The following is a 26,869-nucleotide window of genomic DNA, read 5'->3' on the forward strand; positions in this document are numbered from 1 at the left end:
GGCCCGCGGTCGAGCCGTCCGGCCTGGCCGGCGGCCGGCTCGACCGGGCGGTGCGAGCCGAGCGGGGCGGAGCCGGAGGGGGCGCGGGCTGTGCCGGGCTCTGCGGCCTCTGGCAAAATGAGGATGAAGGCCGCAAAAGCCATCGGTCGATGAGGTGGGGACATGCTCATTGCGCTGGCGCAGACGGACTGCGTGCTCGGTGACGTGGAGGCGAATCTGGAGATCGCCCGCGAGCAGATCGAGCAGTCGGCGGCGCAGGGCGTGGATCTCGTCGTCTTTCCCGAACTGAGCCTGCACGGCTACCACTTGGGCGCGCTGAAGCGGGATGAGTCGCTGGAGGCGAACGATCCCCGGCTGCTGGAGCTCAGCACTCGCGGCCCCGATGTGCTGGTCGGCTTCCATGAGCACACCAGTCTGCGGGCGTACAACACGGCGGGGCACTATGCGGACGGTGCGCTGCTGCATGCGCACCGCAAGCTGTACCTCCCCAACTACCTGGCCTGGGAGGAGCGCAAGCACGTCAGCCCGGGGCAGTCGCTGCGGGCGTACGACCTGACGAAGTCCAGGTCCGGCGGCCGGGGCGCGACGCTGGTGTGCAATGACGCCTGGCAGCCGGCGCTGCCGTGGCTGGCGGTGCAGGACGGCGCCGAGGTGCTGTTCGTGCCGACCGCCAGCGCGGCGAGCCTGGACCCGGAGGCGATGGACACCGGCCTGTACTGGGACACCCTGCTGTCCTATACGGCGAAGATGCTGCAGTGCTGGGTGGTCTTCGTCAACCGGGTGGGCAATGAGCACGGGGCGGCGTTCTGGGGCGGCTCGCGGGCGGTCGACCCGCGGGGCGCGGTGGTGGCGCAGGCGCCCAAGTGGGAGCCCTCGCTGGTCACCGTGGAGATCGATCTCGCCGAGGCGCGGCGGCAGCGGCGTGCGGTGCCGCTGGTCGCCGAGGCCCGGCTGGGCCTGATCGACCGCGAGGTGCGGCGGCTGATCGACGAGGGCGGCGACCACTGAGCGCCGCCGGCCGGCTCGGCGTCAGTGGGCGCCGGTGGATCCCTGGCGGGGCGGCTCGGCGGGCGCCTCGTCCTTGAGGGCCTTGGCCTCGGACTTGAGGATGCGCATCGAGCGGCCGAGACCGCGCGCCATGTCGGGAAGCTTCTGGGAGCCGAAGAGCAGCACGAGCACCGCGAGGATCAGGATCAGGTGCCAGGGCTCGAAGGCGTTGCGGAGCATGGGCGCGCTCGCTTTCGTCGGGGGCCGGCGGACGTTCTGTCCAGTATGACCCCAACGGTCCGGCCGCCCGGGCCAGGGGGCGCCCCCGGCACCGGGCGGCCGGCCCACGGCTACCAGCTGGACTTGCGGACGCCCGGCAGATGGCCCGCGTGCGCCTGGTCGCGCAGCCGTACGCGGGACAGGCCGAAGGTGCGGAAGTAGCCGCGCGGGCGGCCGTCGACGCTGTCGCGGTTGCGCACCCGGGTGGCGCTGGCGTCCCGCGGCTGGCGGGACAGTTCGCGCTGTGCGGCGGTGCGCTCCTCCTCGGGGGTGTGCGGACTGCGGATGACGGCCTTGAGGACGGCCCGCCGGGCCGCGTAGCGGGCCACCGTCGCGCGGCGCTTCTCGTTCTTGGCGATCTTGCTCTGCTTGGCCATCAGACCTTCTCCCCTCGTGCGCGGATGCGGGCGACGGCCGCCTCGATCCCGAGGGCGTCCACGGTCTTGACGCCCTTGGCGCTGAGGGTGAGCCGGATGTGCCGGCCCTCGCTCGGCAGCCAGTAGCGCTTGCGCTGGATGTTGGGGTCGAAGCGGCGCGGGGTGCGCCGGTGCGAGTGGGAGACGGACTTGCCGAAGCCCGGCGTGCGGCCGGTCAGCTGGCAGTGGGCGGACACGGTGCGGTCCTTCCGGTCGGAGCCCCTGGTGGGAGGCTATTGAAAATGGAAACCATTTCCGTATACTACCCGCATGGCTCGCAATGAACTACGCCCGGTCGTCAAGCTCCGGTCCACCGCCGGCACCGGCTACACGTACGTCACCCGCAAGAACCGCCGTAACGACCCCGACCGCCTGGAACTGCGCAAGTACGACCCGGTGGCCGGCCGTCACGTCGCTTTCCGAGAGGAGCGCTGAGGACCGCGATGCAGCCTGGAATCCACCCCGCCTACGGGCCCGTCGTCTTCCGTGACCGGGCCGCCGACTACGCCTTCCTGACCAGGTCGACCGCCACGAGTGACAAGACGGTCGAGTGGGAGGACGGGAACACCTATCCCGTCATCGACGTCGAGATCTCCTCGGCGAGCCACCCCTTCTACACGGGCACCGCCCGGGTGCTGGACACCGCGGGCCGCGTCGAGCGGTTCGAGCGGCGTTACGGCAAGCGGGCCCGCTGATGGAGCGGCTCGACGTCGTACTGCTCGGCGGCCTGCACGCGGACGCGCGGCGGGCCGCCGTGGCGACGCTGCTGCGGTCCGTGCCCGGCAGCGTCGCCCTCCATCACGACCTCGCCTCGGCCGTCGACGGCACCGTGCGGCGCACGGTCCGCGATGCCGGCGGCACGCTCGACACCGCCGACGTACCGCTGGTCAACGACTGTGCCTGCTGTGCGCTGCGCGAGGACCTGGTGCCCGAGCTGGAGCGGCTGGCCGCCGGCCGGACCTGCCGGCTGGCGGTCGTCGAACTGTGGGACTCGGTCGAGCCCAAGGCGATGGCCGAGGTGATCACCTCCTGCGGCAGCGAGAACCTCGCGCTGACCGGGGTGATCACCGCCGTCGACCCGGCACTGCTGCTGCCCTACCTCGGCTGCGGCGACGACCTCGCCGACGCGGGCCTCGCCGCCGCGGCCTCCGACCAGCGCACCGTCGCCGACACCTGGGCGCGGCAGCTGGAGTACGCCCCGGTGCTGGCGCTCGCGGCGGGGGAGGAGGAGGCGGAGCCGGCCGACCTCGCGCTGCTCGCCCAGCTGCACCCGATGGCACACCAGGTACCCGTCGCGTCGGGGGAGTTGGCGGCCGCGGCGACGGCCGGCTTCGATGTGGCGGCGGCCGCGGCGCGCCAGCACCCGGCCTGTGCGCTGCTGCCCCAGGAGGCCGACGCGGACGGCGTCGGCACCCTCGTCTGGCGGCACACCCGCCCCTTCCACCCCGGCCGGCTCTACACCGCGCTGGAGGATCTGACCTGCGCGGCCGCCCGCAGCCGGGGCCGGTTCTGGCTGGCCGACCGCCCGGACACGCTGCTGTCCTGGGACGCGGCCGGCGGCGCGCTGTGCGTGGAGAGCGCCGGACCGTGGCTGGCCTCGCTCCCGGACGCGGCCTGGGAGCTGGTGCCGCCGATGCGCCGGGCCGCGGCCGCGCTGGACTGGCACCCCGAGCACGGGGACCGCGCCCAGCACCTGGTCTTCACCTCGCCCGGCCTGGACCGCGAGGGCCTGCGCTCCCTGCTGGAGTCGTGTCTGCTCACCGACGCCGAGTACGCGGGCGGCCCGTCGTCCTGGAAGAGCCTGCCACCCGCCTTCGACGCACTGCTCGATCCCGTTTCGTAACGCCGGCCACGTCCCCCCCGTGACGGCCGGTCCGCCCCGCAAGGACAAGGAAGTTGACATGCCCCGTCGGCACGACTCGCGCCGGACGCCCCCGCCCCGCCGCAATCCGCTGGATGCGGCGGGCATCACGTACATCGACTACAAGGACACCGATCTGCTGCGGAAGTTCCTCTCGGACCGCGGCAAGATCCGCAGCCGCCGGATCACCCGGGTCACCGCGCAGCAGCAGCGGCAGCTGGCCCGGGCGGTCAAGAACGCCCGGGAGATGGCGCTGCTCCCGTATGCCTCACGGTGACGGCCGCCCCTCGGGGGCGGGGCCGGAGGTGACGGCAGGGAGCCCCTGAACAGCTGGCACCTGGACCCTGGAACCCGAGGGGCGTGGCACACGTCTCTTCCTCGGCCGTGAGGGCTTCGGGCCCGGCGATCCGTACCAGGTGCCGGCGCACCGGGTCACGGGCCGCGGCCGGCGGGCGGTCGTGGGCGAGCGGCCGGGGACGGTGCTCGACGAGCTGTGACCGGCTCGGCACCGGCTGTCGTGCACGTGCATCTGCGCATGCATCCGCATGAGAACGCAGCTATGCTCCGGGGCAGTTGACACCTTTTCTCACCGGGAGATCCCTGTGCCCCACGCATACAACGGCATGGCCGCCACGGATCTCCACGAGGTGACATGGCAGAAGAGCCGGCACAGCAACTCCCAGGGCTCCTGCGTGGAGTTCGCCAAGCTGCCCGGGGGTGACATCGCGGTCCGCAACTCCCGCTTCCCGGACGGCCCCGCGCTCATCTACACGCCGGCCGAGGTCCAGGCGATGCTGCTCGGCATCAAGGACGGGGAGTTCGACCACCTCGTACGGGACTGAGCGCCCCTACGAGGTGGTCGGCACACGACAACCGGGCGCCCGCCGGTGGCGGTGCGCCCGGTGTGCGGATACGGCTACGGCAGCCGGAAGAGCGCCCACACGATCTTGCCGTGGGAGGCGCCGGTCAGCGGATGCCAGCCCCAGCTGTCGCTGAAGGAGTCCACCAGATACAGCCCGCGACCCGACTCCGCGGCGGAGTCCGCCTCGCCGGCGACCGGTGAGTCGTCGCTCGGGTCCCGTACGGCGCAGATCAGCCGGGAGGACCAGCGCATCAGATGCAGCCGGGCGGGCGGGGCGGTGTCGTGGTGCTCCGGGGCGGCGAGGATCGCGTGCCGCAGGGCATTGGTGACGAGTTCGGAGACCACCAGGGCGACCGAGTCGAAGAGCTCGTCGAGATCCCAGCCCTGCAGGGTCTCGCGGGTGAACGCCCGTGCGCTGCGCACCGATTCATAGCGCGGCGGGAGCGTGCGGGACGCGGATCCGGAGACGGCCAGGGGGTCGACGGGAGGAAAGCCCTGCCATAACGGCTCGAGCATGGTCAAAACCTTGGTCCCCATGCGAGGCACTCCTGGCGTTCGCGGACGTCATGACCCTGGCCGGGCAGCCGGATCTGGCGGATCTGGCGGATCTTTCACGAGCGTGCATGCGTGCGACGCCCATGGTTCCCAATGTCCGAGACAGATGCAAGGGCAGATGCACGTGCACGTGCCGTGATTGCGGGGGCACGCACCGGTTCGTTGGGAATTCTTCCGGCTGATTTGTGTGGAGGGCTTGCGGGGGCCTCACACATCCGTAACCGGATGAGCACTCAACGAAGCCCGAACGTGGCAGACTTGCGGCCCTCTGTTGGACGGGGTGGGGTCACAGGAGGGTCGGAGAGGTGTCCGCAAGTGAGTCGAGCGGGTCGGTGGTGCGGCGGATCCTGCTCGGGTCGCAGCTCCGCCGGCTGCGTGAGTCGCGTGGGATAACCCGTGAGGCGGCCGGCTACTCGATCCGTGCGTCCGAATCGAAGATCAGCCGCATGGAGTTGGGCCGCGTGAGCTTCAAGGCACGGGATGTGGAGGATCTGCTCACCCTGTACGGGGTCGGCGACGAGCAGGAGCGCGAGGCGCTGCTGTCCCTGGCCCGGGAAGCGAATGTGGCGGGCTGGTGGCACAGTTACAGCGATGTGCTGCCCGGCTGGTTCCAGACGTATGTCGGTCTGGAAGGAGCCACCTCATTGCTCCGGGTCTACGAAGTCCAGTTCGTGCACGGGCTGTTGCAGACCGAGAACTACGCCCAGGCGGTCGTCAGACGCGGCATGCCGGACGCCGGTCCGGCCGAGATAGAGCGCCGGGTCGCGCTGCGCATGGAGCGGCAGAAGCTGCTGGTGGCCGAGCGGTCGGCGCAGTTCCACTGTGTGCTGGACGAGGCCGCGCTGCGGCGCCCGTACGGCGAACGTGCGGTGATGCGCGAGCAGTTGAAGCATCTGATCGAGGTGTCCGAGCGCCCCAACGTGCGGCTGCAGGTGATGCCCTTCAGTCTTGGCGGGCACGCGGGCGAGAGCGGCGCCTTCACCATGCTCGGCTTCCAGGAGTCGGGCCTGCCGGACGTGGTGTATCTGGAGCAGCTGACGAGCGCGCTGTATGTGGACAAGCCCGAAGAGGTGGCGCAGTACGGGCGGGTGATGGACCGCCTCCAGGAAGAGGGGCCGAATCCGGCCGAGACCAGGGACCTCCTGCGCGGGCTGCTCCAACTTATGTGACGCGTCGGTAGGATGGCGTGCCATCAGGAGTCAGCACACCCCCCATACGGCGCCCTGAGCGCCCTGTTCTCCAGATCGGGATGGCATGTCCTACTTCGACGAGTTGGCGTATCAGTTCATCGACGGTGAGTGGCGCTCGGGAAGCGGCTCATGGGACATCGTCGACTTCAATCCCTATAACGGCGAGAAGCTGACCTCCATACCCGTGGCCACGGTCGAGGAGATCGACCAGGCCTACCGCGCGGCCGAGCGCGCACAGCGTGCGTGGGGCGCCACCAACCCCTACACCCGCCGGCTCGTCTTCGAGCGTGCGCTGCGGATCATCGACGACCGTGAGGCGGAGCTGGCCGCGGCGATCGCCGCCGAGGTCGGCGGCACCCTCGCCAAGGTGGGCTTCGAACTGCATCTGGCCAGGGAGTTCCTGCGCGAGGCGGTGCAGCTGGCGCTGCGCGCCGAGGGCCGCATCCTCCCCTCGCCGATCGACGGCAAGGAGAACCGCCTCTACCGGCTCCCGGTCGGTGTCGTCGGCGTCATCAGCCCCTTCAACTTCCCCTTCCTGCTGTCGATCAAGTCCGTCGCGCCGGCCCTCGCGCTCGGCAACGCCGTCGTCCTCAAGCCGCACCAGAACACCCCGGTCTGCGGCGGCGGTCTGGTCGCCAGGATCTTCGAGGAGGCCGGGCTGCCGGCGGGCGTGCTCAATGTCGTCGTCACGGACATCGCCGAGATCGGCGACGCGCTCATCGAGCACCCGGTGCCCAAGACCATCTCCTTCACCGGCTCCGAGAAGGTCGGCCGGCATGTCGCGACGGTCGCCGCCGCGCACTTCAAGCACTCCGTACTGGAACTGGGCGGCAACAGCGCACTGGTCGTCCTCGACGACGCCGACGTGGACTACGCGGTCGACGCCGCGGTCTTCAGCCGCTTCGTCCATCAGGGCCAGGTCTGCATGGCCGCCAACCGGGTGCTCGTGGACCGCGCCGTGGAGCGGGAGTTCACCGAGAAGTTCGTGGCCAAGGTCCGGTCCCTGAAGGTGGGCGACCCCACCGACCCGAAGACCCACATCGGCCCGCTGATCAACGAGGGCCAGGCCGAGGCCGTCAGCTCGCTGGTGGACCGCGCCGTCGCCGACGGCGCCGCGGCGCTCGTGCACGGCGAGACCCGGGGCACGCTGGTCGGCCCGAGCGTGCTGAGCGGGCTGCCGGCGGACTCCCCGCTGCTCCAGCAGGAGATCTTCGGTCCCGTCGTACTGCTGGTGCCGTTCGACGGTGACGAGGAGGCGGTACGGCTCACCAACGCGACGCCGTACGGGCTCAGCGGCGCCGTGCACACCGGTGACATCGAGCGCGGCGTGCAGTTCGCCAAGCGGATCGAGACCGGGATGTTCCACGTCAACGACGCCACGGTGCACGACGAGCCGATCGTGCCCTTCGGCGGCGCGAAGAGCTCCGGGGTCGGGCGGCTGAACGGCGACGCGATGGTGGAGGCCTTCACCACGACCAAGTGGATCTCCATCCAGCACGGGCGGTCGCAGTTCCCGTTCTGAGCGGAGCGCCCCGCGGCGAGCGGCTGCGGATTGCGGACAGAAGCTGACCGCAAGGGCTCCTACCGTGAGTGACGTCGAAAGGCGGACGGCGAAACGGCCGGCCGCCGAGGATGTCACGAAAGGCGGAGACCATGCCCACTTTTGTAGCTGCCGAGGCACACGGCGACGAGGCCGGCGCGCTGCTGGCCTTCCTGGAGGCCCAGCGCGGCGGGCTGCGGCGGGCGGTCCTGGGGCTGACCGATGCCCAGGCGAACGAGCGGCCGAGCGCCAGTGAGCTGTCGCTGGCCGGGCTGGTCAAGCATGTCGCGCAGACCGAGCAGGGCTGGGTGGAGAGGGCGCAGCAGCTGCCGCACTCCATCGAGCGGACCCAGGACACCTGGCACTTGAGCTTCCAGCTCGAAGACGGCGAGACGCTGGCCGGCATGCTGACGTTCTGGGACGGCGTCGCGCGGCGCACCGAGGAGTTCCTCCGCTCCGTACCGAGCCTGGACGACACCTTCCCGCTGCCCGAGAAGCCGTGGTTCCCGCCGCGGGCCCGGCAGTCGATGCGCTGGCTGATGCTGCACCTGATCGAGGAGACGGCCCGGCACGCCGGTCACGCCGACATCCTCCGCGAGTCCCTGGACGGGAAGACGGCCTTTGCGCTGGTGGACGAGGAGCGGGCGGCGCGACAGGGGTAGCCCGGCGCCCTGCCGGGGCCCTCTAGGCTGACGGCGGGGGCGCGAGGATAGAGGAGACGATGTCGGCGATCCGGCTGCTGGTACTGGGCGCCGTGCGGCAGCACGGCCGGGCGCACGGCTATCAGGTGCGCAACGACCTGGAGTACTGGGGCGCCCACGAGTGGTCCCACGCCAAGCCGGGCTCGATCTACCACGCGCTCAAGCAGATGGCCCGGCAAGGGCTCCTGCTGGCCCATGACACCGCGCCCAGCACCGCCGGTGGCCCGCCGCGTACCGAGTACGAGCTGACCGCGGCGGGCGAGGAGGAGTACTTCTCCCTGCTGCGCACCGCGCTCTCCCGGCACGACCAGAAGGCCGACATGCTCAGCGCGGGCATCGGCTTCCTCGTCGATCTGCCGCGGGACGAGGCGGTGGCGCTGCTCAGGGAGCGGGTGCGGGCGCTGGAGGAGTGGCGGAGCACGGTCACCGAGTACTACACGCTCGAGGGCGGGCCGGGACAGCTCGGCCACATCGGCGAGATCATGCGGATGTGGGTGCACTCCTCGGACAGCGGCGCCGAGTGGACCCGCGGCCTGATCGCGCGGATCGAGGGCGGGGCGTACGTCTTCGCCGGCGAAGGGGAGCCGTTCGTCGGCGTCTTGGCGGACGGGGCGGAGAACCCGTACGCGACGCGGGAGGCAGCGCCGGACGGGGGCCGGGACCAGGGCCGTGGTGAAGGCCCTGACGAAGGCCGTGACGGGGGTCGGGACGACGCCGGCGAGGAGGAGGGCGAGGGCGGCGCCGGTCCCGCGCACTGAGTGAGGCCCCTTTGCGTCCTCCGTGCCCTCTGTGCCCTCCGTGCCCTCAGTGGTGGAACGCCGTGGCCACGTTCTCCGGGCGCTGCATCGGGCCCGACTGCTCCCGGAGTTCGGTCAGCAGCTGCTCCAGGTCCGCGAGGAACAGATCGGCGAGGTCCATGGAGAAGCCGTTGCGGCAGACCACTCGCAGGACGGACAGGTCCTCGCGGTTCGGAGGGAAGGTGTAGGCGGGCAGCAGCCAGCCGCGTTCCCGCATCCGCCGGGACACGTCGAAGACGTCGAACGCGGTGATGTGGTCCGCGGTGGTGAAGGCGAAGACCGGCAGCTGGTCGCCCCGGGTGAGCAGCCTGAAGTCGCCCAGCGCGCCGATCCGTTCGGCCATCGAGCAGGCCACGTCGCGGGTCGCCTGCTGTACGGCACGGAAGCCCGCCCGGCCGAGGCGCAGAAAGGTGTAGTACTGCGCGGCGACCTGGGCGCCGGGCCGGGAGAAGTTGAGGGCGAAGGTCGGCATGTCGCCGCCCAGGTAGTTGACGCGGAAGACCAGCTCTTCGGGAAGCGCCTCCGTATCGCGCCACAGCGCCCAGCCGACGCCCGGGTAGACCAGGCCGTATTTGTGCCCCGAGGTGTTGATGGAGGCGACCCGCGGCAGCCGGAAGTCCCACATCAGCTCCGGGTCGAGGAAGGGCGCGATCATGGCGCCGGACGCGCCGTCCACATGCACCGGGATGTCCCAGCCCCGCTTCTCCTGGAGCTCGTCGAGCGCCGCGCAGATGTCGGCCACCGGCTCGTACGACCCGTCGAAGGTCGAGCCGAGGATCGCCACGACGCCGATGGTGTTCTCGTCGCACAGCTCGGCGGCCGAGGCCGCGTCCAGATGGAAGCGGTCGCCCTCCATCGGGACCGTGCGTGCCTCGACCTCCCAGAAGTTGCAGAACTTCTCCCAGCAGACCTGGACGTTGGCGCCCATGACCAGGTTGGGCCGGGCGCTGCCCGGATAACGGTCCTGGTTGCGCTGCATCCAGCGCCGTTTGAAGGCCATCCCGGCGAGCATGCAGGCCTCGCTCGACCCGGTGGTGGAGCAGCCGACGGCGGCCGACGGGTCGGGGGCGTGCCACAGGTCGGAGAGCATGGCCACGCACCGCTTCTCCAGTTCGGCGGTGCGCGGGTACTCGTCCTTGTCGATCATGTTCTTGTCCCGGCACTCCGCCATCAGGACGCCGGCCTGCGGCTCCATCCAGGTCGTGACGAACGTCGCCAGGTTCAGCCGGGAGTTGCCGTCCAGCATCAGCTCGTCGTGCACGAACTGATAGGCGTTGTGCGGGGCGAGCGGGCCGTCGGGCAGGGTGTGCTGCGGGGGTGCGGTCTCCATTCCGGCGACCGGGTCGGCCTCGCCGTAGAAGGGGTTGACCGGGTGCCCGGCCTGCTTGCGGTCGGATGCCGATGCGCCTTTGTGCAGAGTCATGTGTCGCCACTACCCGTCAACTGGCCGGTGCGAGGCCGTGTTTGATGGCCTTCGTGAATTTCACGACGCGCTCCGCCTGGATGCGGGCGGCGGTGCGGGCGTCGTCGTCGAGCGGTGTGTCCGGGCCGCCGACGTGCGAGGTGCCGTAGGGATTGCCGTCGGAGAACTTCGCCGGGTCGGTGTACCCCGGCGTCACGAGGATGCCGCCGAAGTGGTGGATGGTGTGGTACAGCGCGAGCAGGGTGGATTCCTGGCCGCCGTGCTTGGTGGCGCTCGCGGTGAAGCCGCTGTAGACCTTGTCGGCCAGTCGGCCCTGCTGCCAGAGGCCGCCCAGGGTGTCGAGGTACTGCTTGAGCTGCGAGGCCACATTGCCGAAGCGGGTGGGGGACCCGAAGATCACCGCGTCCGCCCAGAGCACGTCCTCGTGGGTGGCCTCCATGATGTCGGCCGTGGCGGCGGCGTTCGCGGCCCACGCCGGGTTGGCGTCGATCGCGGTCTGCGGGGCGAGTTCCGCGGTCCGGCGCAGGCGTACGTCGGCGCCGGCGTGCTCGGCGGCGTCCGCGATCAACCGGGCGAGCTCGGCGATGGTGCCGGTCGACGAGTAGTAGATGACGGCGACGTGGACGTCGTGCACGGGCATCGGCATACCTCCTCGAACCCGACAATAAGGGCATAGGGGGTACGGGGCCTCCAGGGTTCACCCAGTGGAAGCGCAACGGGCGGGCGGCCGCCCCGGAGGACCGCCGCCCGCCCGTTCCCGGGGCGTGCGCGTCGGCCCTAGCTCGCGCTCGCCAGCGACAGCTTCGCCGCGAAGCCGAGGAACGCCGCCCCGGCGCCCGCGGACAGCCCGGCCGTCAGCCGCTTGCGGCGGCGGAAGGTGGCCGCCAGGTACGTCCCGCTGAAGATGAGGACCGACAGATAGGTGAAGCTGAACAACTGCGCCCAGGCGCCGAGCGTCAGGAACGACAGCACCGGGTGGGCGTACGACGGGTCCACGAACTGCACGAAGAAGGAGATGAAGAACAAGATCGCCTTCGGGTTGAGCAGACTGACCACCAGCGCCCTGCGGTACGGCCGCTCGACGGCTTCCTTCGCCGCCCGCGGCGCCTCGCCGGGCTCGGCCCGGCGCGCCTCCCGGCCGCGCCACAGCGCCCAGGCGCCGCGCAGCATCCCGACCGCCAGCCACGTCAGATAGCCGGCGCCGGCGAACTTGACGACGTCGAACAGCACCGGGCTGGTCTGCAGCAGTGAGGCCACCCCGCCCGCCGACAGCGTCATCAGCACGGTGTCGCCGCACAGCACACCGGCCGCCGCCCGGTACGCCACCCGCGGGCCGCGCCGGGCCGCCACCGAAACGACGTACAGCGAATTCGGGCCCGGCAGCAGAATGATCAGCGCCAGCCCCACCAGATACGTGGACAGATCCGTTATCCCCAGCATGGGCGGCAGGATCTCACCCGCGGTCCGCCACCTCACCGGGTTTCAGTATGCGGACGCGCCCCCGGCCCGTACGCCCCCGGCTCGTACGGTCCCGGTCCGTGCGGTCCCGGCTCGTACGGTCCCGGCCCGTACGCCCCCGGCTCGTACGGTCCCGGCCCGTACGCCCCCGGCTCGTACGGTCCCGGTCCGTGCCGTCCCGGCTCGTACAGCCCCGGACCGGCGCGCTCAGCTCAGCGGAGCGAGCACCACGGCCGTCCCGTAGGCGCACACCTCGGTGCCCACGTCCGCGGCCTCCGTGACATCGAAGCGGAACATCAGCACGGCATTCGCGCCCCGCGAGCGGGCCTGCTCCACCAGCCGCTCCATCGCCTGGTTACGGGTCTCGACGAGGGTCTTGGTCAGACCCCGCAGCTCGCCGCCGATCATCGACTTCAGGCCGGCGCCGATCTGGCTGCCGAGGTGCCGGGAGCGCACCGTCAGGCCGAAGACCTCGCCGATCACCCGTTCCACGTGAAACCCCGGGACGTCGTTCGTCGTCACGACCAGGACGTCGGACTGGGCGCGCTGCCCACCGCCGTACTCCTCGATGCCCATGCCGCACACCTCCTTGTGGCCAGCATCACCCGGCCCCGGGGGCGCGGCCAGCGGTCGGGGGCCGTCGGGTGGGCGTGCGTGCGCCCGCCTGGAACCACGGCGGGCCGTCGGGTGGGCGTGCGTGCGCCCGCCTGGAACCACGGCGGGCCGTCCGGCGTTGATAGCTTTGGGCCGCACACGCGCCTCCACCCCCGTCGCTTCGCTCGTCGCACCGCACGATCCGGCGCCCTCGACCCAGGAGCCTTCACCCCGTGAATACTCTCGCGCTCGGCCCCCAGTGGCTGGACCCGGACTACCTGATCGCGACATTCGGCCTGATCGGCGTCCTGGTCATCGTCTTCGCGGAGTCCGGCCTGCTGATCGGCTTCTTCCTGCCGGGTGACGCGCTGCTGTTCACCACGGGCCTCCTGGTGACGACGAACAAGCTGGACCAGCCGCTGGCGCTGGTGTGCTTCCTGGTGGTGCTGGCGGCCGTGATCGGCGACCAGGTGGGCTATCTCTTCGGCCGCAAGGTCGGCCCCTCGCTCTTCAAGCGCCCCGACTCCCGCCTCTTCAAGCAGGAGAACGTGGAGAAGGCGCACGACTTCTTCGAGAAGTACGGCCCCAAGTCGCTGATCCTGGCGCGCTTCGTGCCGATCGTGCGGACCTTCACGCCGATCATCGCCGGTGTGAGCCGGATGAATTACCGCTCCTTCATCACCTTCAACATCGTCGGCGGCGTCCTGTGGGGCGCCGGTGTCACGCTGCTCGGCGCCCTGCTGGGCAACGTCGGCTTCGTCCACAAGAACATCGAGCTGATCTTGATCGTGATCGTGCTGGTGTCCGTGGTGCCGATCGCCATCGAGTACCTCCGGGCACGCGGCAAGGCGAAGAAGGAGGCCCCCGCGCCGGGTGCCGCCGCCCAGGGCGGCGGCACCCCCGCGGAGCCCTCGCGCCGCGGCCGGCACGCCAAGCGCTGACCCTCGCGCCCGGGCAAGCCGCCGGGCTCCCACCGCACGACGGTGCAGCCGAAAACGTCCGCCCCAAGGAAGCGCAGCGCACGGCCATCAGGCATCGTGTCCTTGACACCTGTCAGGAGGCGTACGAGGAGCGGAGATCCGTGGCGTCGGACCCACAACGCGGCCAGCGAGGTACCAGCGGCAGCAGCGGTGCCCCGGACCCGAGCGGTTCCCCCGAGGACCGCAAGCCCGCGTCGGACGAGGCGCACAGCGCCTTCACCCCTCCACTGGGCGTGCCGTACCCGCCGGCTCCCGAGGAAGAGCACCCCACCTCCGAGTTCGCGCTGCCCGCGGGCCTGCGCCCGGAGGCCCCGGCCGAGCAGGAGGGCTCGGCGTTCACGCGGCCCAGCAGCACCACCGGCCAGACCCCGATGCCGGTCGGCGCCACCGCCATGGGTGCCGCCTTCACCCCGCCGCACGGCATACCGGTCGTCCGCCTCACCAAGGAGGCGCCCTGGCAGGACCGGATGCGCACGATGCTGCGGATGCCGGTGGGGGAGCGGCCGGTCCCCGAGCGCCCGGAGCGCGGTGAGGAGGACACCGGCCCGGCCGTCCCCCGCGTCCTCGACCTGACGCTGCGTATCGGCGAGATCCTGCTGGCCGGCGGCGAGGGCGCGGAGGACGTCGAGGCCGCGATGTTCGGTGTGGCGCACGCCTACGGGCTGGAGCGGGTCGAGCCGACCGTCACCTTCACCCTGCTGTCGATCTCCTACCAGCCGTCACTGGTCGACGACCCGGTGACGGCCAGCCGCACGGTCCGGCGCCGCGGCGTCGACTACAACCGGCTGTCCGCGGTCTTCCGGCTCGTCGACGACATCACCTCCGAAGGCATCACCCTCGAAGAGGCCTACCGCGGCCTCGCCGACATCCGCCGTCATCGCCACCCCTACCCGAGCTGGGCTCTGACGGTGGCCTCCGGGCTGCTGTCCGGCGCGGCATCCATGCTGGTCGGCGGCGGGATGCTGGTGTTCGTCGCGGCCGCGGTGGGCTCGATGCTCGGTGACCGGCTGGCCTGGCTCGCCTCCGCCCGCGGGCTGCCGGAGTTCTACCAGTTCGTGGTCGCCGCGATGCCGCCCGCCGCGGTGGGCGTAGCCTTCAGTTTGGCGAACGCCAGCGATGCGTCCGCGGCGATCACCGGTGGCCTGTTCGCGCTGATCCCGGGGCGGGCCCTGGTCGCCGGGGTGCACGACGGGCTGACCGGCTACTACATCACCGCCGCCGCCCGTCTGCTGGAGGTCGGCTATCTCATCGTCGGCATCGTCGTCGGCGTGCTCAGCGTGCTCTACATCGGCCTCCAGCTGAACCCCCACCTGCGGCGGCTCAACCCCGAGCAGGCGCTGGCGCAGATCAACGAGCCGGTGGTGCAGACCATCGCGGCCATGCTGCTGGCGCTGGCCTTCTGCGTGCTGCTCCAACAGGAACGCAACACGGTGGCGTTCGCGACGCTGAACGGCGGGGTCGCCTGGGTCGTCTACGGCACCCTCGTCTACCGCGCCGGGATGAACGCGGTGCCCGCCACCGCCATCGCCGCCGGACTGGTCGGTCTCTTCGGGCAGTTGCTCTCCCGCTACCGCTATGCGTCCGCGCTGCCGTACGTCACGGCGGCCATCGGCCCGCTGCTGCCCGGTAGTGCCACCTACTTCGGTCTGCTCAACTTCGCCCAGGGCCAACTTCCGGTGGGCCTGACGTCCCTGGTGCAGGCCGCCTCGCTGGCGCTCGCCATCGCCGTCGGGGTGAACCTCGGTGCCGAGATCGCCCGGCTCTTCCTGCGCGCGCCCGGCGTCGAGGAGGCCGCCGGCGGCCGCCGCGCCGCCAAGCGCACCCGCGGGTTCTAGGGCCACAGCCGGCCCACACCACAACAAAAAATGCGGGGCACGGAGAATCTATGGCGCAATTCGCGCGTGTCGCCGAGGGGCCGTCCCCTCGGCCGGTCCGCTGGTGTGGCCGACGCGGTCGGTGCGGGGGCCGGCCGCAGCCTTCAAAGGGGCCGTAAGCAATCCCCAGGCGCCGATCCGCTGCGAGGGCAGCACCTCGCCGCGCGCTGCACCGTTTTCCAAGGCGGCGTATCAGCGAGACCCGCTCCGGACGCTCCGCGCAACAGGGCAACCTTGGCCAGCCCCAGGGGAACGGGCCAAGTAAACAACAAAGCAATTAACTTACGCCGGCCGCGGACGGCTGCCACTCGCCCAAGGGAGGTGCGGCAGCACATCAACTAACGCGTAACTTGATATAGGGCAGCGTGCTAGCTTCGAACGTCTTGACGACGGATCCTCATCAGGCAGGCCTTGCCGCGCGCACGAAGCGACCGTCGTCAATACGGGGGGAGCACTCTTGGCGAGTCATGCGCACCACGCGAGCCTGAGAGGTAGGGCCGGAAACGGCACCGGGTCGGTCGCGAGTGTCTTCAGACAGCACACCACGCTGCTGGTCACAGGCGTACTGCTGGGTTTGTTCGGGGTAGCCGCCTCGCTCGCCCAGCCCTGGGCCATCGGCGAACTGATCAAGGCGGCGGGCCGGGGCGGCTCGCTGACCCAACCCATTGCGCAGCTGGTCGGACTCTTCTGCGCGGGCGCCCTTTTCTCCTCGCTGCAGGCCTACATTATCGGCCGGGCCGGGGAGAATATCGTCTTCGACGTCCGTGACATCTTGACCGGACGACTTCTGCGGGCCGATCTCACCGCATTCAATAAGCAGTCCCAGGGCGATATTTTCACCCGCACGGTCACCGATACCTCATTGGTGAAAATCGCTCTCTCGCAGAGCCTTGCCCAGTTGATTATCAGCGGCGCCACGGTCATCGGCGGCGTCGTGCTGATGTTCCTCATCGATCTGTGGCTGATGGTCATCACCATCAGCTGCCTCGGCGCCGCCAGCATCATCTCCATCGCGCTCGCCCGCAAGCTGCGCAAGGTGGCGCTGGAAAACCGGGACGACACCGGTGAATTCGCCAGTGACATCCAGCGGGTGCTCTCCGCGCTCCCCACGGTCAAGGCGTCCCGTGCCGAGCCCCGTGAGGCCGCCCGCATCGGCAAGCTGGCCGACAAGGCGCGGCGTTCGGGTATCCGGGTCAACGCCTACAACGCCCTGCTGATGCCGTCGATGAACGTCGGCACGCAGGGCGCGCTGGCCGTCGTCGTGGGTGTCGGGATGTCCTGGGTGGCCCGCGGTGAGATGAACATGGCCACCCTGACCTCGTTCATCATGTACCTGTTCCAACTGGTCTCGCCGCTGGTGATGTTCTTCATGGGCGTGGGCCAGTTCGTCCAGGGCCGGGCGGCCATCCAACGGGTCGACGAGCTCGCCCGTATGCCCCAGGAAGGCAACGAGCGGGCGGACGCACGGCCTCCCATGTCGTTCGGGCCGCTGGCCCGGCAACGGCCGGCGGTCGAGTTCCACGACGTGCGCTTCGCCTACCGCCGCGGGAAGCAGGAGGAGCTGACGCAGGTCCTCCAAGGCGTCTCGTTCACCGTGCCGGCGCGCGGGCTGACCGCGGTGGTCGGGCCGTCCGGCGCGGGCAAGACCACCATGTTCCAGCTGATCGAGCGCTTCTACGCGGCGGACGGCGGCCGTGTGCAGCTCAGCGGGCAGAACATCGAGTCGCTGCCGCTCGACACCGTCCGCGGGCTGGTCGGCTACGTCCAGCAGGACAGCGCCGCCATGCGCGGCACCGTGCGGGAAAACCTGATCTACGCCAATCCACACGCCACGGAGTACGACATCCAGGAGGCGGTGGAGATGGCCGGCCTCACCTCGGTGGTCGCCAACCTCCCGCGCGGGCTCGACACCGAACTCGGCGACCAGGGCAGCGGGTTGTCCGGCGGCCAGCGCCAGCGCCTGTGCATCGCCCGCACGCTGTTGCAGAAGCCCGCGGTCATGCTGCTGGACGAAGCCACCTCCAACCTGGACTCCGACTCGGAGCGGGACTTCCGCGACGTGTTGCGCCGGGTCTCCCGGCAGTGCGCGGTCATCGCCATCGCCCACCGGATCTCCACGGTGGTCGACGCCGAGAAGATCGTGGTGCTGGAGGGCGGCCGGGTCCGGGCCACCGGCGTGCACCGGGACCTGATGGAGCACGACGAGCTCTACCGGCGGCTGGCGGGCTCGCAACTGCACGCCGGGCCCGGCTACACCGCCCCGGCGGCGGCCGCCCCGGTCCCCATGGAACCGTGGTCACCGCCGCCCGCCATCGCGATCGGCTGGCCCGCGTACGCCGGCCTCACCGAGCAGACGGTCCGCCTGCGGCCCATCAGGAGTGAGGAGCAGTGGTGAGCGCCGACGTGGCCATCGTGGGCACCGGCCCCAACGGCCTCGCGGCCGGCGTGGTCCTGGCCCGGGCCGGCCTGCGGGTGGAGCTCTACGAGGGAGCCGACACCATCGGCGGCGGGCTGCGCACGGCCCCGCTCTTCGACAGCGGCGTGACGCACGACCTCTGCGCCGCCGTCCACCCCATGGCTGCCGCCTCTCCGTTCTTCCGGGCGTTCGACCTGGCGGCCCGCGGCGTCGAACTCCTGCATCCCGAGATCAGCTACGCCCATCCCCTGGACGGCGGCCGCGCGGCCCTGGCCCACCGCTCACTGGCGGCGACCTGCGCGCACCTGGGCCCCGACGGTCCGCGCTGGCGGGAGCTGATGGGCCCGCTGCTGACGCACAGCGAAGGGGTCGTCGACCTGCTCCTTTCCGGCCAGCGCGGACTGCCGCGGGACCCGGCGGCCGCCCTGCTGCTGGCCCGTCGGGTGGCGGTCCACGGCAGCAGGCTCGGCGCGGCACGCTTCCAGGGCGAGGAGGCGGCCGCCCTGCTCACCGGCGTCGCCGCGCACGCGGTCGGCAGGCTGCCGAGCCTGGCGTCCGGCGCGGTGGCCATGCTGCTCGGCCACCTCGCGCACGGGTCGGGGTGGCCGCTGCCGCGTGGCGGCAGCGGCCGGATCGCCGAGGCGCTGGCCCAGGACATCACCGCGCACGGCGGCGTCTTCCACACCGGACACACCGTGGCGAGCCTGACCGAACTCCAGGGCGCACGGGCGGTGTTGCTCGACACCAGCCCCAAGGGCCTCCTGGCCCTCGCCGGCGGGGGACTGCCCCGCTCCTACGCGCGCGCCCTGGAGCGCTTCCGGTACGGTCCGGGCGCCGCGAAGGTCGACTTCCTGGTCTCCGAGCCGATTCCCTGGTCCGATCCCGCGGTGGGCCGCGCCGGAACGGTGCATCTGGGCGGCACCCATGCCGAGATGGTCCGGCAGGAGAGCGCGAACGCCCGGGGAGTACGGACCCGGGAGCCCTTCGTCCTCCTCGTCGACCCGGCAGTGACCGATCCGGGCCGCGCGCTGCCCGGGAAGCGCCCCGTCTGGGCGTACGCGCACGTGCCGAACGGCGATCCCACCGACCCCTACGAGCTGGTGCGCGCCCGCATCGAGCGCTACGCCCCGGGATTCGGGGACACGATCCTCGCCCACCGCTCCCTGCCCGCCGCCCACTACGAGACGTACAACCCCAACTACGTCGGCGGGGACATCGGTTCCGGTGCCATGACGCTGTATCAGAGCATCGCGCGGCCCGTCCCCCGTATCGACCCCTACCGCACGCCGCTGCCCGGAGTGTTCCTGTGCTCCGCGGCCACCCCTCCGGGGCCCAGCGTGCACGGCATGTCCGGCTATCTGGCCGCTCTCTCCGCACTTCGACATTGTTTCGGTATACGCCATTTGCCCAATCTGGCGCCCACGTCCGAGCCATTCAAATCCGGGCGTGGCCGCTAATGCCGGCCGCGGCCTGACCCATCGTCAACTCACTCCAACTTCCGCTTTGTACTGTGGAGTACGCCACCGAAAAAATTCATTGGACAGCGCATAGCGACCTGATATTGTCTCAAATGTAAGTACCCCCCCACAACGCTCCGTTGAGGCGTCATCACTGGATCGACAGGAACTGCTGGTCTGACCAACCATGCAGACGACGGCTGCGGTTCGACCGCACCGCCGCCTTGTTGGCGTATCACGTCTTGCCTCGCTCCAGCTCTTCGGCTTCGCGACGTTCCCATCGGCACCGACAGTGGGGATAATGAGAGGAAGCTCGGGTGCAAAACGGGGTTGAAGACATTGGCTATGGGCGGCAGTTCAAGGGCTGGTACGACCGGCTGCTCCCGGACGAGGGGCTTGCCGCTGAGACGGTAGAGGGGCTGTTGGCTCTCCACCCCGATCCTGAGGCGGGGACCCTTGAGTTCGGCGTCGGTACGGGACGAATTGCCCTCCCGCTCTCCGAACGCCTCGGCCATGTGACGGGTGTGGACTCCTCACCGGAGATGCTGGACGCGCTGCGCGTCAAGCTGAAGGACGGCGGAGACGTCGAACCGGTGCACGGGGACATCCGCACCTACACCTCGGAATCCCGTTATGCGCTGGTGTACTGCGTCTGCGCCACGCTGTCGATCCTGCACACTCCCGAGGACCAGCAGCAGGCCGTGCAGCGAGCGGCGGACCTCCTCGCCCCCGGCGGCCGGCTGGTGATCGAGACGCACAACAAGCCGCCGATCCTGGACATGCACGAGGGCCGCACCCGCACCACCTACTTCGTCCCCTACCCGGAGCCCGGGACCGGTGTGCAGACCCATTCCACGCTGCTCGACGGCGGCCTGTGGCACTGCTCGCACATCCTGTACCAGGCCGACGGCACCACCCGGGTGGGCTCCGAGCTCACCCGGCTGACCACGCCGGACGACATCGACGGCTATGCCCGCGCGGCCGGGCTGGAGCCCGAAGCCCATCTGTCGCGGTGGGACGGCACTCCCTACAGCGAACGTGCACCCATGTTCATCTGTTCCTACGTCAAATCCTGACGGCAGCACATTCAGAAACGCAGATGACAGAAGAGGGTTGCCGTGGGACGTCCTCCGATATTGCCGACGGACAAGAAATTCGACCTCGTACTCAGAGTGGTGTCCGGTGAACTGACCGCAGCGGAAGCCGCGCGGGAAGCCGCGGTCTCCGAGCAGTCCGTATCCAACTGGCGCCGGCAGTTCATTGAGGGAGGCCGTAATGGCCTCGCCGGTGAGGGCGGCAGGGACTCCGGGAGCGCATCCCGGATAGCCGAACTGATCAAAGAAAACGCCACGCTGAAGGCCACGATAGGCGAGCTTTACATAGAACTTCGGAAGTACAGCCGGAGCCCGGTCGGCCGTGTTCCGGTGCCCCGGGGGAATATGCACCCCGGCCGGCGGGTCAACTAACTCATTATTTGATCCCGGCACTGCGTGTTAGGTTTCGGGATAACAGCCACTTCGAATCACGGGGGAGGGAATGTGGCGTCTCTGGAGCGCCATTTTGCCGTAGGCATTGCTGGGCTGGCCGGTGCAAGCCTTCTGACCGGGGCGGTAACGCGATCCACCGGTAAGCGCGAGCGTGCACGTCGTTACCTGCTGCACGAGAGGCCGGACGGCAGCCTCGTCGAGGTTGATGTCCATATTCCTCCGCAGGCGCAGCGCGCCGTTCTGCTCGACAACGGTATGGGCGCGCCCCACGAATACTGGGACTGGCTTTGCGGCGCACTTCCCGCGGACATGGGATATGTGCGGTTCAACCGTCCCGGCTACGGGCTCAGCACGCCGGACACCACATATGGCCTGGAGCCGCACTTCGAGCTGCTGCAGGAGCTGCGCGACACCTACATCGCCGACCTTCCGGTGGTGCTGGCCGGCCACTCCCTGGGCGGATACTTCGTCGCGGCCTACGCGGCGCTGCATCCGGACGCGGCGAAGGGCGTGACCCAGGTGGTCATGATCGACGCCACTGAAGTGGTCAGCCTGCGTCACTCCCGCCGTACCGATGTCGACCGGTGGTCCCACCAGCGGATGCTGATGGAGCAGGTGTTCGCGGCGACCGGCCTGTCGGTCTTCCGCCCCGCCATGAACACGAACCAGCAGTACCGCCCGGAGATCAACCGGAGCTTCACGGCGTTCCTGGCGCACCCCCGTACCTGGGCCAAGGCCCACCGGGAGTACCGGGACGCGATGACCTATCCGGAACTGACCGAGCTGGACTGCCCGTTGACCGTCGTCACGGCGGAGAACAACGTCGGTGACAACACCCTGCACGCCGGGATCCAGGCGAGGCTGGCCGTCATCTCGGATCGGGCCCGGCACCACTTCGTCGACGGATCCGATCACGAGTCCATCCTCGCCGTGCGGCCGCACGCCGCAGAGGTGGCGAAGCTGATCGCCGGCGAACCGCCCTCCGAGTCGCTGGGGCAGTCGTGGCAGCCGTCCACCACGGGGAGCCGGATCGCTGAGGGCGCCGTGGAGCGGGAGGAGGAGCTGGCGTGATCATGAAAGTGAACACCGAACGCGTCAAGACGGTCGCCGTGACGGCGTCACTCGCCACATGGCTGGCCGCGACGGCCGTGGCACAGATTCCCGAGCAGCGCTTCGACAACCTCATGCGCCGCGGGAAGGTGCGGATTCCGACCCCGAACTGGCGCTTCTTCGGGCCGAACCCGGGAACCAAGGACAACCATCTTCTCTACCGGGACATCACGGACGGCAAGCCCGGTGAGTGGACAGAGGTTCCGATCGTCCGCGACCGGCCGTGGTACGCCCTGGTGTGGAACGCACGCAACCGGCCCCCGAAGGCGCTGTTCGACGCGACCCAGCACACCGTTGCCCAGGCGGTCGCCTTCGGATCGGAAGTACTCCCCGTGACGACGGCGTCCGGGTACCGCCTGCTGGCCCGCTACATCCAGCTCCACCTGCCGCATGCCGAAGGCGCCTCGCACAGCCAGTTCATGCTGCTGCATTCGTACCTCAAGGCCCCCGAAGACCGGCATATCGACCCGGTGTTCGTCTCCCTGGAATTCCCTCTGGACGGAGACGTCACCCCCGCCAACGCCCCATCTCTGGTTGCCGCATAGCGAGCCGATCAACCCCCTCGACTGGAAGCTGCGAGCTCACTCGGCACCTCGTGCCGCGTGAGTCCGCGCCCTCCCGCCGAACGGCTGGAGAACTCGCTGAGAATTCTTAGAGGAAGAGGAAAGTACATGTCTGTTGTCGCTGACTTCGCCAACACCGAGCTGGCCGACGTGACCCCGGGCCGTATCGGCAACGACGCGACCCCGACCATGCTCACCCCGCTGGCCACCCTCGCCACCCCCGAGGGCGTCGCCGTGACCTCCGCGACCGCTTACGCGCTGCACGAGGTCACCAAGGACATCCAGCGCTGAACCAGTCGGCCGGCAGGCGATGCTGACCGGCATCGTTAGCCCCGTCTGAGGAAAGACGCGGCGGCACGGTACGCCCGATACGCATACCGTGCCGCCGTTTTCTCTGTCCACCGTACTCGCATCACTTCATCGGGAGCACCCATCCATGTTCCTCAGCGCTCCGCCCGAGGTCACGGCACGCCGAGTGGCTTCGCTGGGTACGCTGGTCTCCGCACTGGAAATGCTGAGCCAGACGCGTAAGTTCGAAGACGGCGAAATGCTGAGCGGCCAGGTGGCGAACATGCGCCCCAAGTTCGCCAAACGCTTTCCCCGGCTGACCCGCGCCCTTGAGTCCAAGAAGGCAGCGGTCGCCCTGTACGGGGTACAAGCGGGTGCTTCCGCCGCCACGCTGATCTGGGGTCACAAGCGCGGAGTACGCACGGCGGGCAGCGTCGTTCTGGCGGTGACGGGCGCGGCCGGACGGCTGCGTTCCCCCTTCGGAGGGGACGGCGCCGACCAGCTCCAGCAGGTGATCAACGTGGTCCTGGCCTCGACCGGCACCTTCCAGGACAACGAGAAGGCCCGCGACGTGGCCATGCGGGCGCTGGCTCTGGAAACGACCATCTCGTACGTCGCGTCCGGTGTGGTCAAGCTGGTCTCCCCGGTGTGGCTCAGCGGAGAGGCGTTCAGCGGAGTCATCCGTACGCACAACTACGGAGACAAGCGCGTCTACGAGCTCGTGCACAAGTACCCGATGCTGGGGAAGCTCATCACCTGGGGAACGATCGCCGCGGAGGTCGGTTTCCCGCTGGTCTTCGTGCTGCCGAAGCCCGCGGCAAAGGCCTATCTCGGCTCGATGACGCTGTTCCACCTGGGAATCGGTCAGTTCATGGGCCTCAACCGCTTCGTGCTGGCCTTCGGTGCCACCCACCCGGCACTTCTCTACGTCTTCGCCCAGCAGGAACAGCGCGCGCTGTCGGCCGGCAAGACGTCCGCGGCGCTCGCTCCCGCCGCTTCCTGAGGGCTGTTCGGCCGGGGAGCCGGCCCGTCACGGGCGGGGCGATTGCCGGATGGGTTCTCGACAACACACTCGATGACAATGGGGGAACGTCATGAACGTGAAGAAGAACATCGCGGCCGTTGGTGTCGCCGTGGCCGGCGTTGCGTTGGCCCTCGCCGCTCAGGGCAGCGCACAGGCCGCTTCGGCTCCGCAGGGCCCGGCCGTGGAGGAGTCCGGCCGGACCGCGGTCCTGGCGGGCGACGCGGTGACCTCCCGCGCGCCCCAGGGCGACTGGCACCCTCCGGCCGGCTACGTCCTCAAGGACTCGTTCATCGGGAGCGATGCCGACTGCCGCAAGGTAGGCGACCGGGGAGTGGCCGGCGGAAAGTGGCATCACTATGTCTGCCACGGAAGGATGGTGCAGATCGCCGATGGATGGATGCTCTTCCAGGACCTGTACGTCAAGAAGTGAGCAGGACCCCTCGGCCATAGCGCTCCGGGCGTCTTCCGCGCCTGTGGAGCTCGGCCCGGCACAGCAGTGACGGACGACGGGCGGCACCCGACCGGGTGCCGCCCGTTCGCGTACGAAAATCAGAGTGCCTGTCCCGGCGCGCGACGGCCGGAAGAACCGGGCCGGGCGCCGGGACGGTGACCCTGGGTCAGTGCGCGCCGCCCTGCGCCTCAAGGCGCTTGAAGGAAGCCTCGATCTCGGCCTCGGCCTCGGCGCGGCCGACCCAGTCGGCGCCCTCGACGGACTTGCCGGGCTCCAGGTCCTTGTAGACCTCGAAGAAGTGCTGGATCTCCAGGCGGTCGAACTCCGACACGTGGTGGATGTCCCGGAGGTGCTCCACCCGCGGGTCGGACGCCGGCACGCACAGCAGCTTGTCGTCGCCGCCGGCCTCGTCGGTCATCCGGAACATGCCGATGGCGCGGCACTTGATGAGACAGCCGGGGAAGGTCGGCTCGTCCAGGATGACCAGGGCGTCCAGCGGGTCGCCGTCCTCGCCCAGGGTGTTCTCGACAAAGCCGTAGTCGGCCGGGTAGCTGGTCGAGGTGAAGAGTCGACGGTCCAGGCGGATCCGACCGGTCTCGTGGTCCACCTCGTACTTGTTCCGCGAACCCTTCGGGATCTCGATGGTGACGTCGAACTCCACGGGTGGCTCCTCCATGATCAACACATACGTCTGGTGATTAAGTGTCCCCCACGCAGGTGTGTGGTGGCGAAAGGGGCTGGTCCGAGGTGCCGGAGACCACAAAGTGGCAGGTCAGATGGCAGTCGGCGCAGCGTTCCGCGCGGGCGGCGGCGCAGGCGGCCGGGCGGGCCGTGCGCACGTCGGCGCGGGCCGCGGGCACGTCGGCCCGGGCAGCGGCCGCTGCCGTACGGCAGGCCTGGCAGGCCACACCGCGCCACACCCGGCAGACCTGGCGGCTCACGGCGGTCTCCGCGGCAACCGGCCTGGCGGTCGCGTACGTCGCGGTGGCGGCGGCCGGACCGTGGGACTCGGGTCAGCGTACGGCCGAGCGTGCGGACGCGGCCGTGATGGACGGTGCCAGTGGCGAGCATCACGCCGAGGAGCCGGGGCCGGCGCCCAGCGCGCCGGCCGTGCTGCCCGCACTCGGCGGCCCCACGCACGGTGCCGCGGGCCGCGGCGCGGCCCCGCTGCCCACCGACGCGGGGCTGGCCGACGCGCTCTCCCCGCTGCTGGCGGATCCGGCGCTCGGCCCGCTGCGTACGGCCTCCGTCGTGGACGTCGCCGGCGGCCGGGAGGTCTTCGGCGCCGGGCAGAACAAGGCCGCCACCCCCGCCTCCACCGTCAAGCTTGCCACCGCCGTCGCCGCGCTGTCCGTGCTCGGCCCCGACCACCGCATCGAGACCGGCGTCGTCCTGTCCGGCAAGGACCGCCTCGTCCTCGTCGGCGGCGGCGATCCCACCCTCACCGCCCGGGCCCCGCGGCACGGCGCCGAGGAGCAGCCCGCGAATCTGCGCACCCTCGCCGACGCCACCGCCCGTGCCCTCAAGCAGCGCCACCTCACCAAGGTCGCCCTCGGCTACGACACCGGCGCCTACTCGGGCCCCGTCGAGCACCCCATCGGCCCGAACGAGAACATCGCCCCCGTCACCGCGCTGATGACCGACGAGGCCCGCCTCGACGACAGCGAGCACGGCCCCGCCCCCCGCGACACGGACCCGGCCCACGCCGCGGCCCGCACCTTCGCCGACCTGCTCCACCAGCGCGGCATCACCGTCGACGGCGACCCCGCCTACGCCAAGGCGCCCAGGAAGTCCGCGCGGATCGCCGCCGTGCACTCCCTTCCGCTGTCCGCGCTCGTCGAGCGCATGCTCACCTACAGCGACAACGACATCGCCGAGGCCCTGGCCCGGCAGACCGCCCTCGGCTCCCGCCGGCCGGCCAGCTTCGCCGGTGCCGGAGCGGCGGTACGCACCGCCCTGGCCCGGCAGCACCTGCCCCTGTCCGGCGCCGTCTTCGAGGACGGCAGCGGCCTGAACCGGGACGACAAGGTCACCGCCGCCCTGCTCTCCCACCTCCTGCTGCAGGCCGCGGCGCCCGACCACCCCGCCCTGCGCCCCGTCGTCACGGGCCTCCCGGTGGCCGCCTTCACCGGCACTCTCAGCAACCGCTACCGGGGCCAGAGCGCCGGCGCCGGCGCCGTACGCGCCAAAACCGGCACCCTCACCGGCGTGAACACCCTGGCCGGCAGCGTCGTCGACGCCGACGGCCGGCTCCTGGTGTTCTCGTTCATGACCACCGGCACCACCGACCCCCAGGGCGCCCAGAACGCCCTGGACAAGCTCGCCTCGGCTGTGGCGAATTGCGGGTGTCGCTGACTTCCCACGTTGTCGGCTTTCCCGCCGTGGGCCGTCTCGCCGTTGCGCTTTGCGGCGCGCCGCACGTTGTCGGCCGTCCCGCCGCGGGAGTTTTTCGCCGTTGCGCCTGCGGCGGGCTGGTTGCCGCTGCGCTGGCTGGTCGGCTGCGGGACCGGCCCTCCGGACTCCGTCCTGCGGTCCGCCCCCTCCCGTTGGGGGTGG

Annotated in this window: 31 protein-coding genes; 22 read left to right on the forward strand and 9 right to left on the reverse strand. The window is 70.3% G+C overall.

Translation table 11 applies throughout. The annotated features are described in order from the left end of the window. The first annotated feature begins 162 nt into the window (after positions 1–162). Positions 163–1,008 carry a nitrilase-related carbon-nitrogen hydrolase gene (locus tag EST54_RS25765; RefSeq protein WP_129250120.1) on the forward strand — a complete coding sequence of 282 codons (846 nt, stop codon included), beginning with the start codon at positions 163–165 and terminating at the stop codon, positions 1,006–1,008. Between the two features lie 21 nt (positions 1,009–1,029). Here EST54_RS25765 and tatA read toward each other — a convergent pair whose 3' ends face one another. The 3 genes from tatA to rpmB form a co-directional block, all read right to left on the reverse strand. Continuing rightward, positions 1,030–1,227: a Sec-independent protein translocase subunit TatA gene (tatA, locus tag EST54_RS25770; RefSeq protein ID WP_129250121.1), complete on the reverse strand. Its 198-nt coding sequence runs from the start codon at positions 1,225–1,227 to the stop codon at positions 1,030–1,032. 110 nt (positions 1,228–1,337) lie between these two features. Continuing rightward, a complete protein-coding gene (gene rpsN / locus EST54_RS25775) occupies positions 1,338–1,643 on the reverse strand; it encodes a 30S ribosomal protein S14 (protein WP_129250122.1) in 306 nt (101 codons plus the stop codon). Next, on the reverse strand, positions 1,643–1,879 hold the full coding sequence (rpmB, locus tag EST54_RS25780) for a 50S ribosomal protein L28 (protein ID WP_129250123.1): 237 nt from the start codon (positions 1,877–1,879) through the stop codon (positions 1,643–1,645). Before rpmB ends, rpsN begins: the two co-directional genes overlap by 1 nt. 73 nt (positions 1,880–1,952) lie before the next feature. On the opposite strand from rpmB, the gene rpmG reads away from it, so the two are divergent. The 5 genes from rpmG (at position 1,953) to EST54_RS25805 (ending at position 4,385) form a co-directional block, all read left to right on the forward strand. Next, positions 1,953–2,117, forward strand: coding sequence for a 50S ribosomal protein L33 (rpmG, locus tag EST54_RS25785; protein ID WP_006604069.1), 165 nt, complete (start codon positions 1,953–1,955; stop codon positions 2,115–2,117). An 8-nt stretch (positions 2,118–2,125) separates the two neighbouring features. Further along, a complete protein-coding gene (locus EST54_RS25790; RefSeq protein ID WP_129250124.1) occupies positions 2,126–2,377 on the forward strand; it encodes a type B 50S ribosomal protein L31 in 252 nt (83 codons plus the stop codon). Next, positions 2,377–3,525: a CobW family GTP-binding protein gene (locus tag EST54_RS25795; RefSeq protein ID WP_129250125.1), complete on the forward strand. Its 1,149-nt coding sequence runs from the start codon at positions 2,377–2,379 to the stop codon at positions 3,523–3,525. Before EST54_RS25790 ends, EST54_RS25795 begins: the two co-directional genes overlap by 1 nt. A 58-nt stretch (positions 3,526–3,583) precedes the next feature. Continuing rightward, positions 3,584–3,820: a 30S ribosomal protein S18 gene (gene rpsR / locus EST54_RS25800; RefSeq protein WP_093484448.1), complete on the forward strand. Its 237-nt coding sequence runs from the start codon at positions 3,584–3,586 to the stop codon at positions 3,818–3,820. A 325-nt stretch (positions 3,821–4,145) separates the two neighbouring features. After that, positions 4,146–4,385, forward strand: a complete 240-nt coding sequence (locus tag EST54_RS25805; RefSeq protein WP_006604067.1) for a DUF397 domain-containing protein — start codon at positions 4,146–4,148, stop codon at positions 4,383–4,385. Positions 4,386–4,459: 74 nt separating this feature from the next. Here the strand turns inward: EST54_RS25805 and EST54_RS25810 are convergent, their stop codons facing one another. Further along, complete coding sequence (locus EST54_RS25810) at positions 4,460–4,942, reverse strand: ATP-binding protein (protein WP_129250126.1); 483 nt, start codon at positions 4,940–4,942, stop codon at positions 4,460–4,462. Between the two features lie 323 nt (positions 4,943–5,265). Here EST54_RS25810 and EST54_RS25815 point away from each other — a divergent pair, with 323 nt between their 5' ends. From EST54_RS25815 to EST54_RS25830, 4 genes are all read left to right on the forward strand, one after another. Then, positions 5,266–6,129: a helix-turn-helix domain-containing protein gene (locus EST54_RS25815; protein WP_129250127.1), complete on the forward strand. Its 864-nt coding sequence runs from the start codon at positions 5,266–5,268 to the stop codon at positions 6,127–6,129. Positions 6,130–6,214: 85 nt separating this feature from the next. Beyond that, entirely contained in the window at positions 6,215–7,672 is a 1,458-nt protein-coding gene (locus EST54_RS25820) for an aldehyde dehydrogenase family protein (RefSeq protein WP_129250128.1), read from the forward strand. A gap of 131 nt (positions 7,673–7,803) precedes the next feature. Next, on the forward strand, positions 7,804–8,352 hold the full coding sequence (locus EST54_RS25825) for a DinB family protein (protein ID WP_129250129.1): 549 nt from the start codon (positions 7,804–7,806) through the stop codon (positions 8,350–8,352). Positions 8,353–8,411: 59 nt separating this feature from the next. Further along, positions 8,412–9,149, forward strand: coding sequence for a PadR family transcriptional regulator (locus EST54_RS25830; RefSeq protein WP_129250130.1), 738 nt, complete (start codon positions 8,412–8,414; stop codon positions 9,147–9,149). A gap of 46 nt (positions 9,150–9,195) precedes the next feature. Here the strand turns inward: EST54_RS25830 and EST54_RS25835 are convergent, their stop codons facing one another. From EST54_RS25835 to EST54_RS25850, 4 genes are all read right to left on the reverse strand, one after another. Beyond that, positions 9,196–10,611 carry a glutamate decarboxylase gene (locus EST54_RS25835; protein ID WP_129250131.1) on the reverse strand — a complete coding sequence of 472 codons (1,416 nt, stop codon included), beginning with the start codon at positions 10,609–10,611 and terminating at the stop codon, positions 9,196–9,198. Positions 10,612–10,627: 16 nt separating this feature from the next. Beyond that, a complete protein-coding gene (wrbA, locus tag EST54_RS25840; RefSeq protein WP_129250132.1) occupies positions 10,628–11,251 on the reverse strand; it encodes an NAD(P)H:quinone oxidoreductase in 624 nt (207 codons plus the stop codon). Between the two features lie 137 nt (positions 11,252–11,388). Continuing rightward, positions 11,389–12,051 carry a leucine efflux protein LeuE gene (gene leuE, locus EST54_RS25845; protein WP_129250133.1) on the reverse strand — a complete coding sequence of 221 codons (663 nt, stop codon included), beginning with the start codon at positions 12,049–12,051 and terminating at the stop codon, positions 11,389–11,391. A gap of 225 nt (positions 12,052–12,276) precedes the next feature. Beyond that, complete coding sequence (locus EST54_RS25850) at positions 12,277–12,645, reverse strand: YbjQ family protein (RefSeq protein ID WP_129250134.1); 369 nt, start codon at positions 12,643–12,645, stop codon at positions 12,277–12,279. Positions 12,646–12,896: 251 nt separating this feature from the next. On the opposite strand from EST54_RS25850, the gene EST54_RS25855 reads away from it, so the two are divergent. The 11 genes from EST54_RS25855 (at position 12,897) to EST54_RS25905 (ending at position 24,292) form a co-directional block, all read left to right on the forward strand. Beyond that, positions 12,897–13,604, forward strand: coding sequence for a DedA family protein (locus EST54_RS25855; protein WP_129250135.1), 708 nt, complete (start codon positions 12,897–12,899; stop codon positions 13,602–13,604). Between the two features lie 140 nt (positions 13,605–13,744). Next, positions 13,745–15,478: a threonine/serine exporter family protein gene (locus EST54_RS25860; RefSeq protein WP_129250136.1), complete on the forward strand. Its 1,734-nt coding sequence runs from the start codon at positions 13,745–13,747 to the stop codon at positions 15,476–15,478. A 496-nt stretch (positions 15,479–15,974) separates the two neighbouring features. Then, positions 15,975–17,912: an ABC transporter ATP-binding protein gene (locus EST54_RS25865; RefSeq protein WP_275416065.1), complete on the forward strand. Its 1,938-nt coding sequence runs from the start codon at positions 15,975–15,977 to the stop codon at positions 17,910–17,912. Then, positions 17,909–19,390, forward strand: a complete 1,482-nt coding sequence (locus EST54_RS25870) for a phytoene desaturase family protein (protein WP_129250137.1) — start codon at positions 17,909–17,911, stop codon at positions 19,388–19,390. Before EST54_RS25865 ends, EST54_RS25870 begins: the two co-directional genes overlap by 4 nt. A 317-nt stretch (positions 19,391–19,707) precedes the next feature. Further along, on the forward strand, positions 19,708–20,466 hold the full coding sequence (locus tag EST54_RS25875; RefSeq protein WP_129250138.1) for a class I SAM-dependent methyltransferase: 759 nt from the start codon (positions 19,708–19,710) through the stop codon (positions 20,464–20,466). A gap of 60 nt (positions 20,467–20,526) precedes the next feature. Next, positions 20,527–20,856, forward strand: a complete 330-nt coding sequence (locus EST54_RS25880) for a helix-turn-helix domain-containing protein (protein WP_239013147.1) — start codon at positions 20,527–20,529, stop codon at positions 20,854–20,856. A gap of 234 nt (positions 20,857–21,090) precedes the next feature. Continuing rightward, positions 21,091–21,948, forward strand: coding sequence for an alpha/beta fold hydrolase (locus EST54_RS25885; RefSeq protein WP_275543278.1), 858 nt, complete (start codon positions 21,091–21,093; stop codon positions 21,946–21,948). Between the two features lie 2 nt (positions 21,949–21,950). Continuing rightward, a complete protein-coding gene (locus EST54_RS25890; RefSeq protein ID WP_239013291.1) occupies positions 21,951–22,532 on the forward strand; it encodes a hypothetical protein in 582 nt (193 codons plus the stop codon). A 126-nt stretch (positions 22,533–22,658) separates the two neighbouring features. Next, complete coding sequence (locus EST54_RS25895) at positions 22,659–22,841, forward strand: linaridin family RiPP (RefSeq protein ID WP_129250142.1); 183 nt, start codon at positions 22,659–22,661, stop codon at positions 22,839–22,841. A 145-nt stretch (positions 22,842–22,986) separates the two neighbouring features. Beyond that, positions 22,987–23,841 (forward strand): hypothetical protein, encoded by an 855-nt coding sequence (locus tag EST54_RS25900; RefSeq protein ID WP_129250143.1) that lies wholly within the window; start codon positions 22,987–22,989, stop codon positions 23,839–23,841. A 91-nt stretch (positions 23,842–23,932) separates the two neighbouring features. Next, positions 23,933–24,292, forward strand: a complete 360-nt coding sequence (locus tag EST54_RS25905; protein ID WP_129250144.1) for a hypothetical protein — start codon at positions 23,933–23,935, stop codon at positions 24,290–24,292. Positions 24,293–24,479: 187 nt separating this feature from the next. Here the strand turns inward: EST54_RS25905 and EST54_RS25910 are convergent, their stop codons facing one another. Next, positions 24,480–24,974, reverse strand: coding sequence for an inorganic diphosphatase (locus EST54_RS25910; RefSeq protein WP_005314187.1), 495 nt, complete (start codon positions 24,972–24,974; stop codon positions 24,480–24,482). Between the two features lie 86 nt (positions 24,975–25,060). On the opposite strand from EST54_RS25910, the gene dacB reads away from it, so the two are divergent. Then, the gene (dacB, locus tag EST54_RS25915) at positions 25,061–26,668 is read left to right on the forward strand and encodes a D-alanyl-D-alanine carboxypeptidase/D-alanyl-D-alanine endopeptidase (protein WP_129250145.1); all 1,608 of its coding nucleotides are present in this window, start codon (positions 25,061–25,063) and stop codon (positions 26,666–26,668) included. Positions 26,669–26,869 lie beyond the last annotated feature (201 nt).

It is taken from the genome of Streptomyces sioyaensis (assembly GCF_004122735.1).
Lineage (GTDB): Bacteria > Actinomycetota > Actinomycetes > Streptomycetales > Streptomycetaceae > Streptomyces > Streptomyces sioyaensis.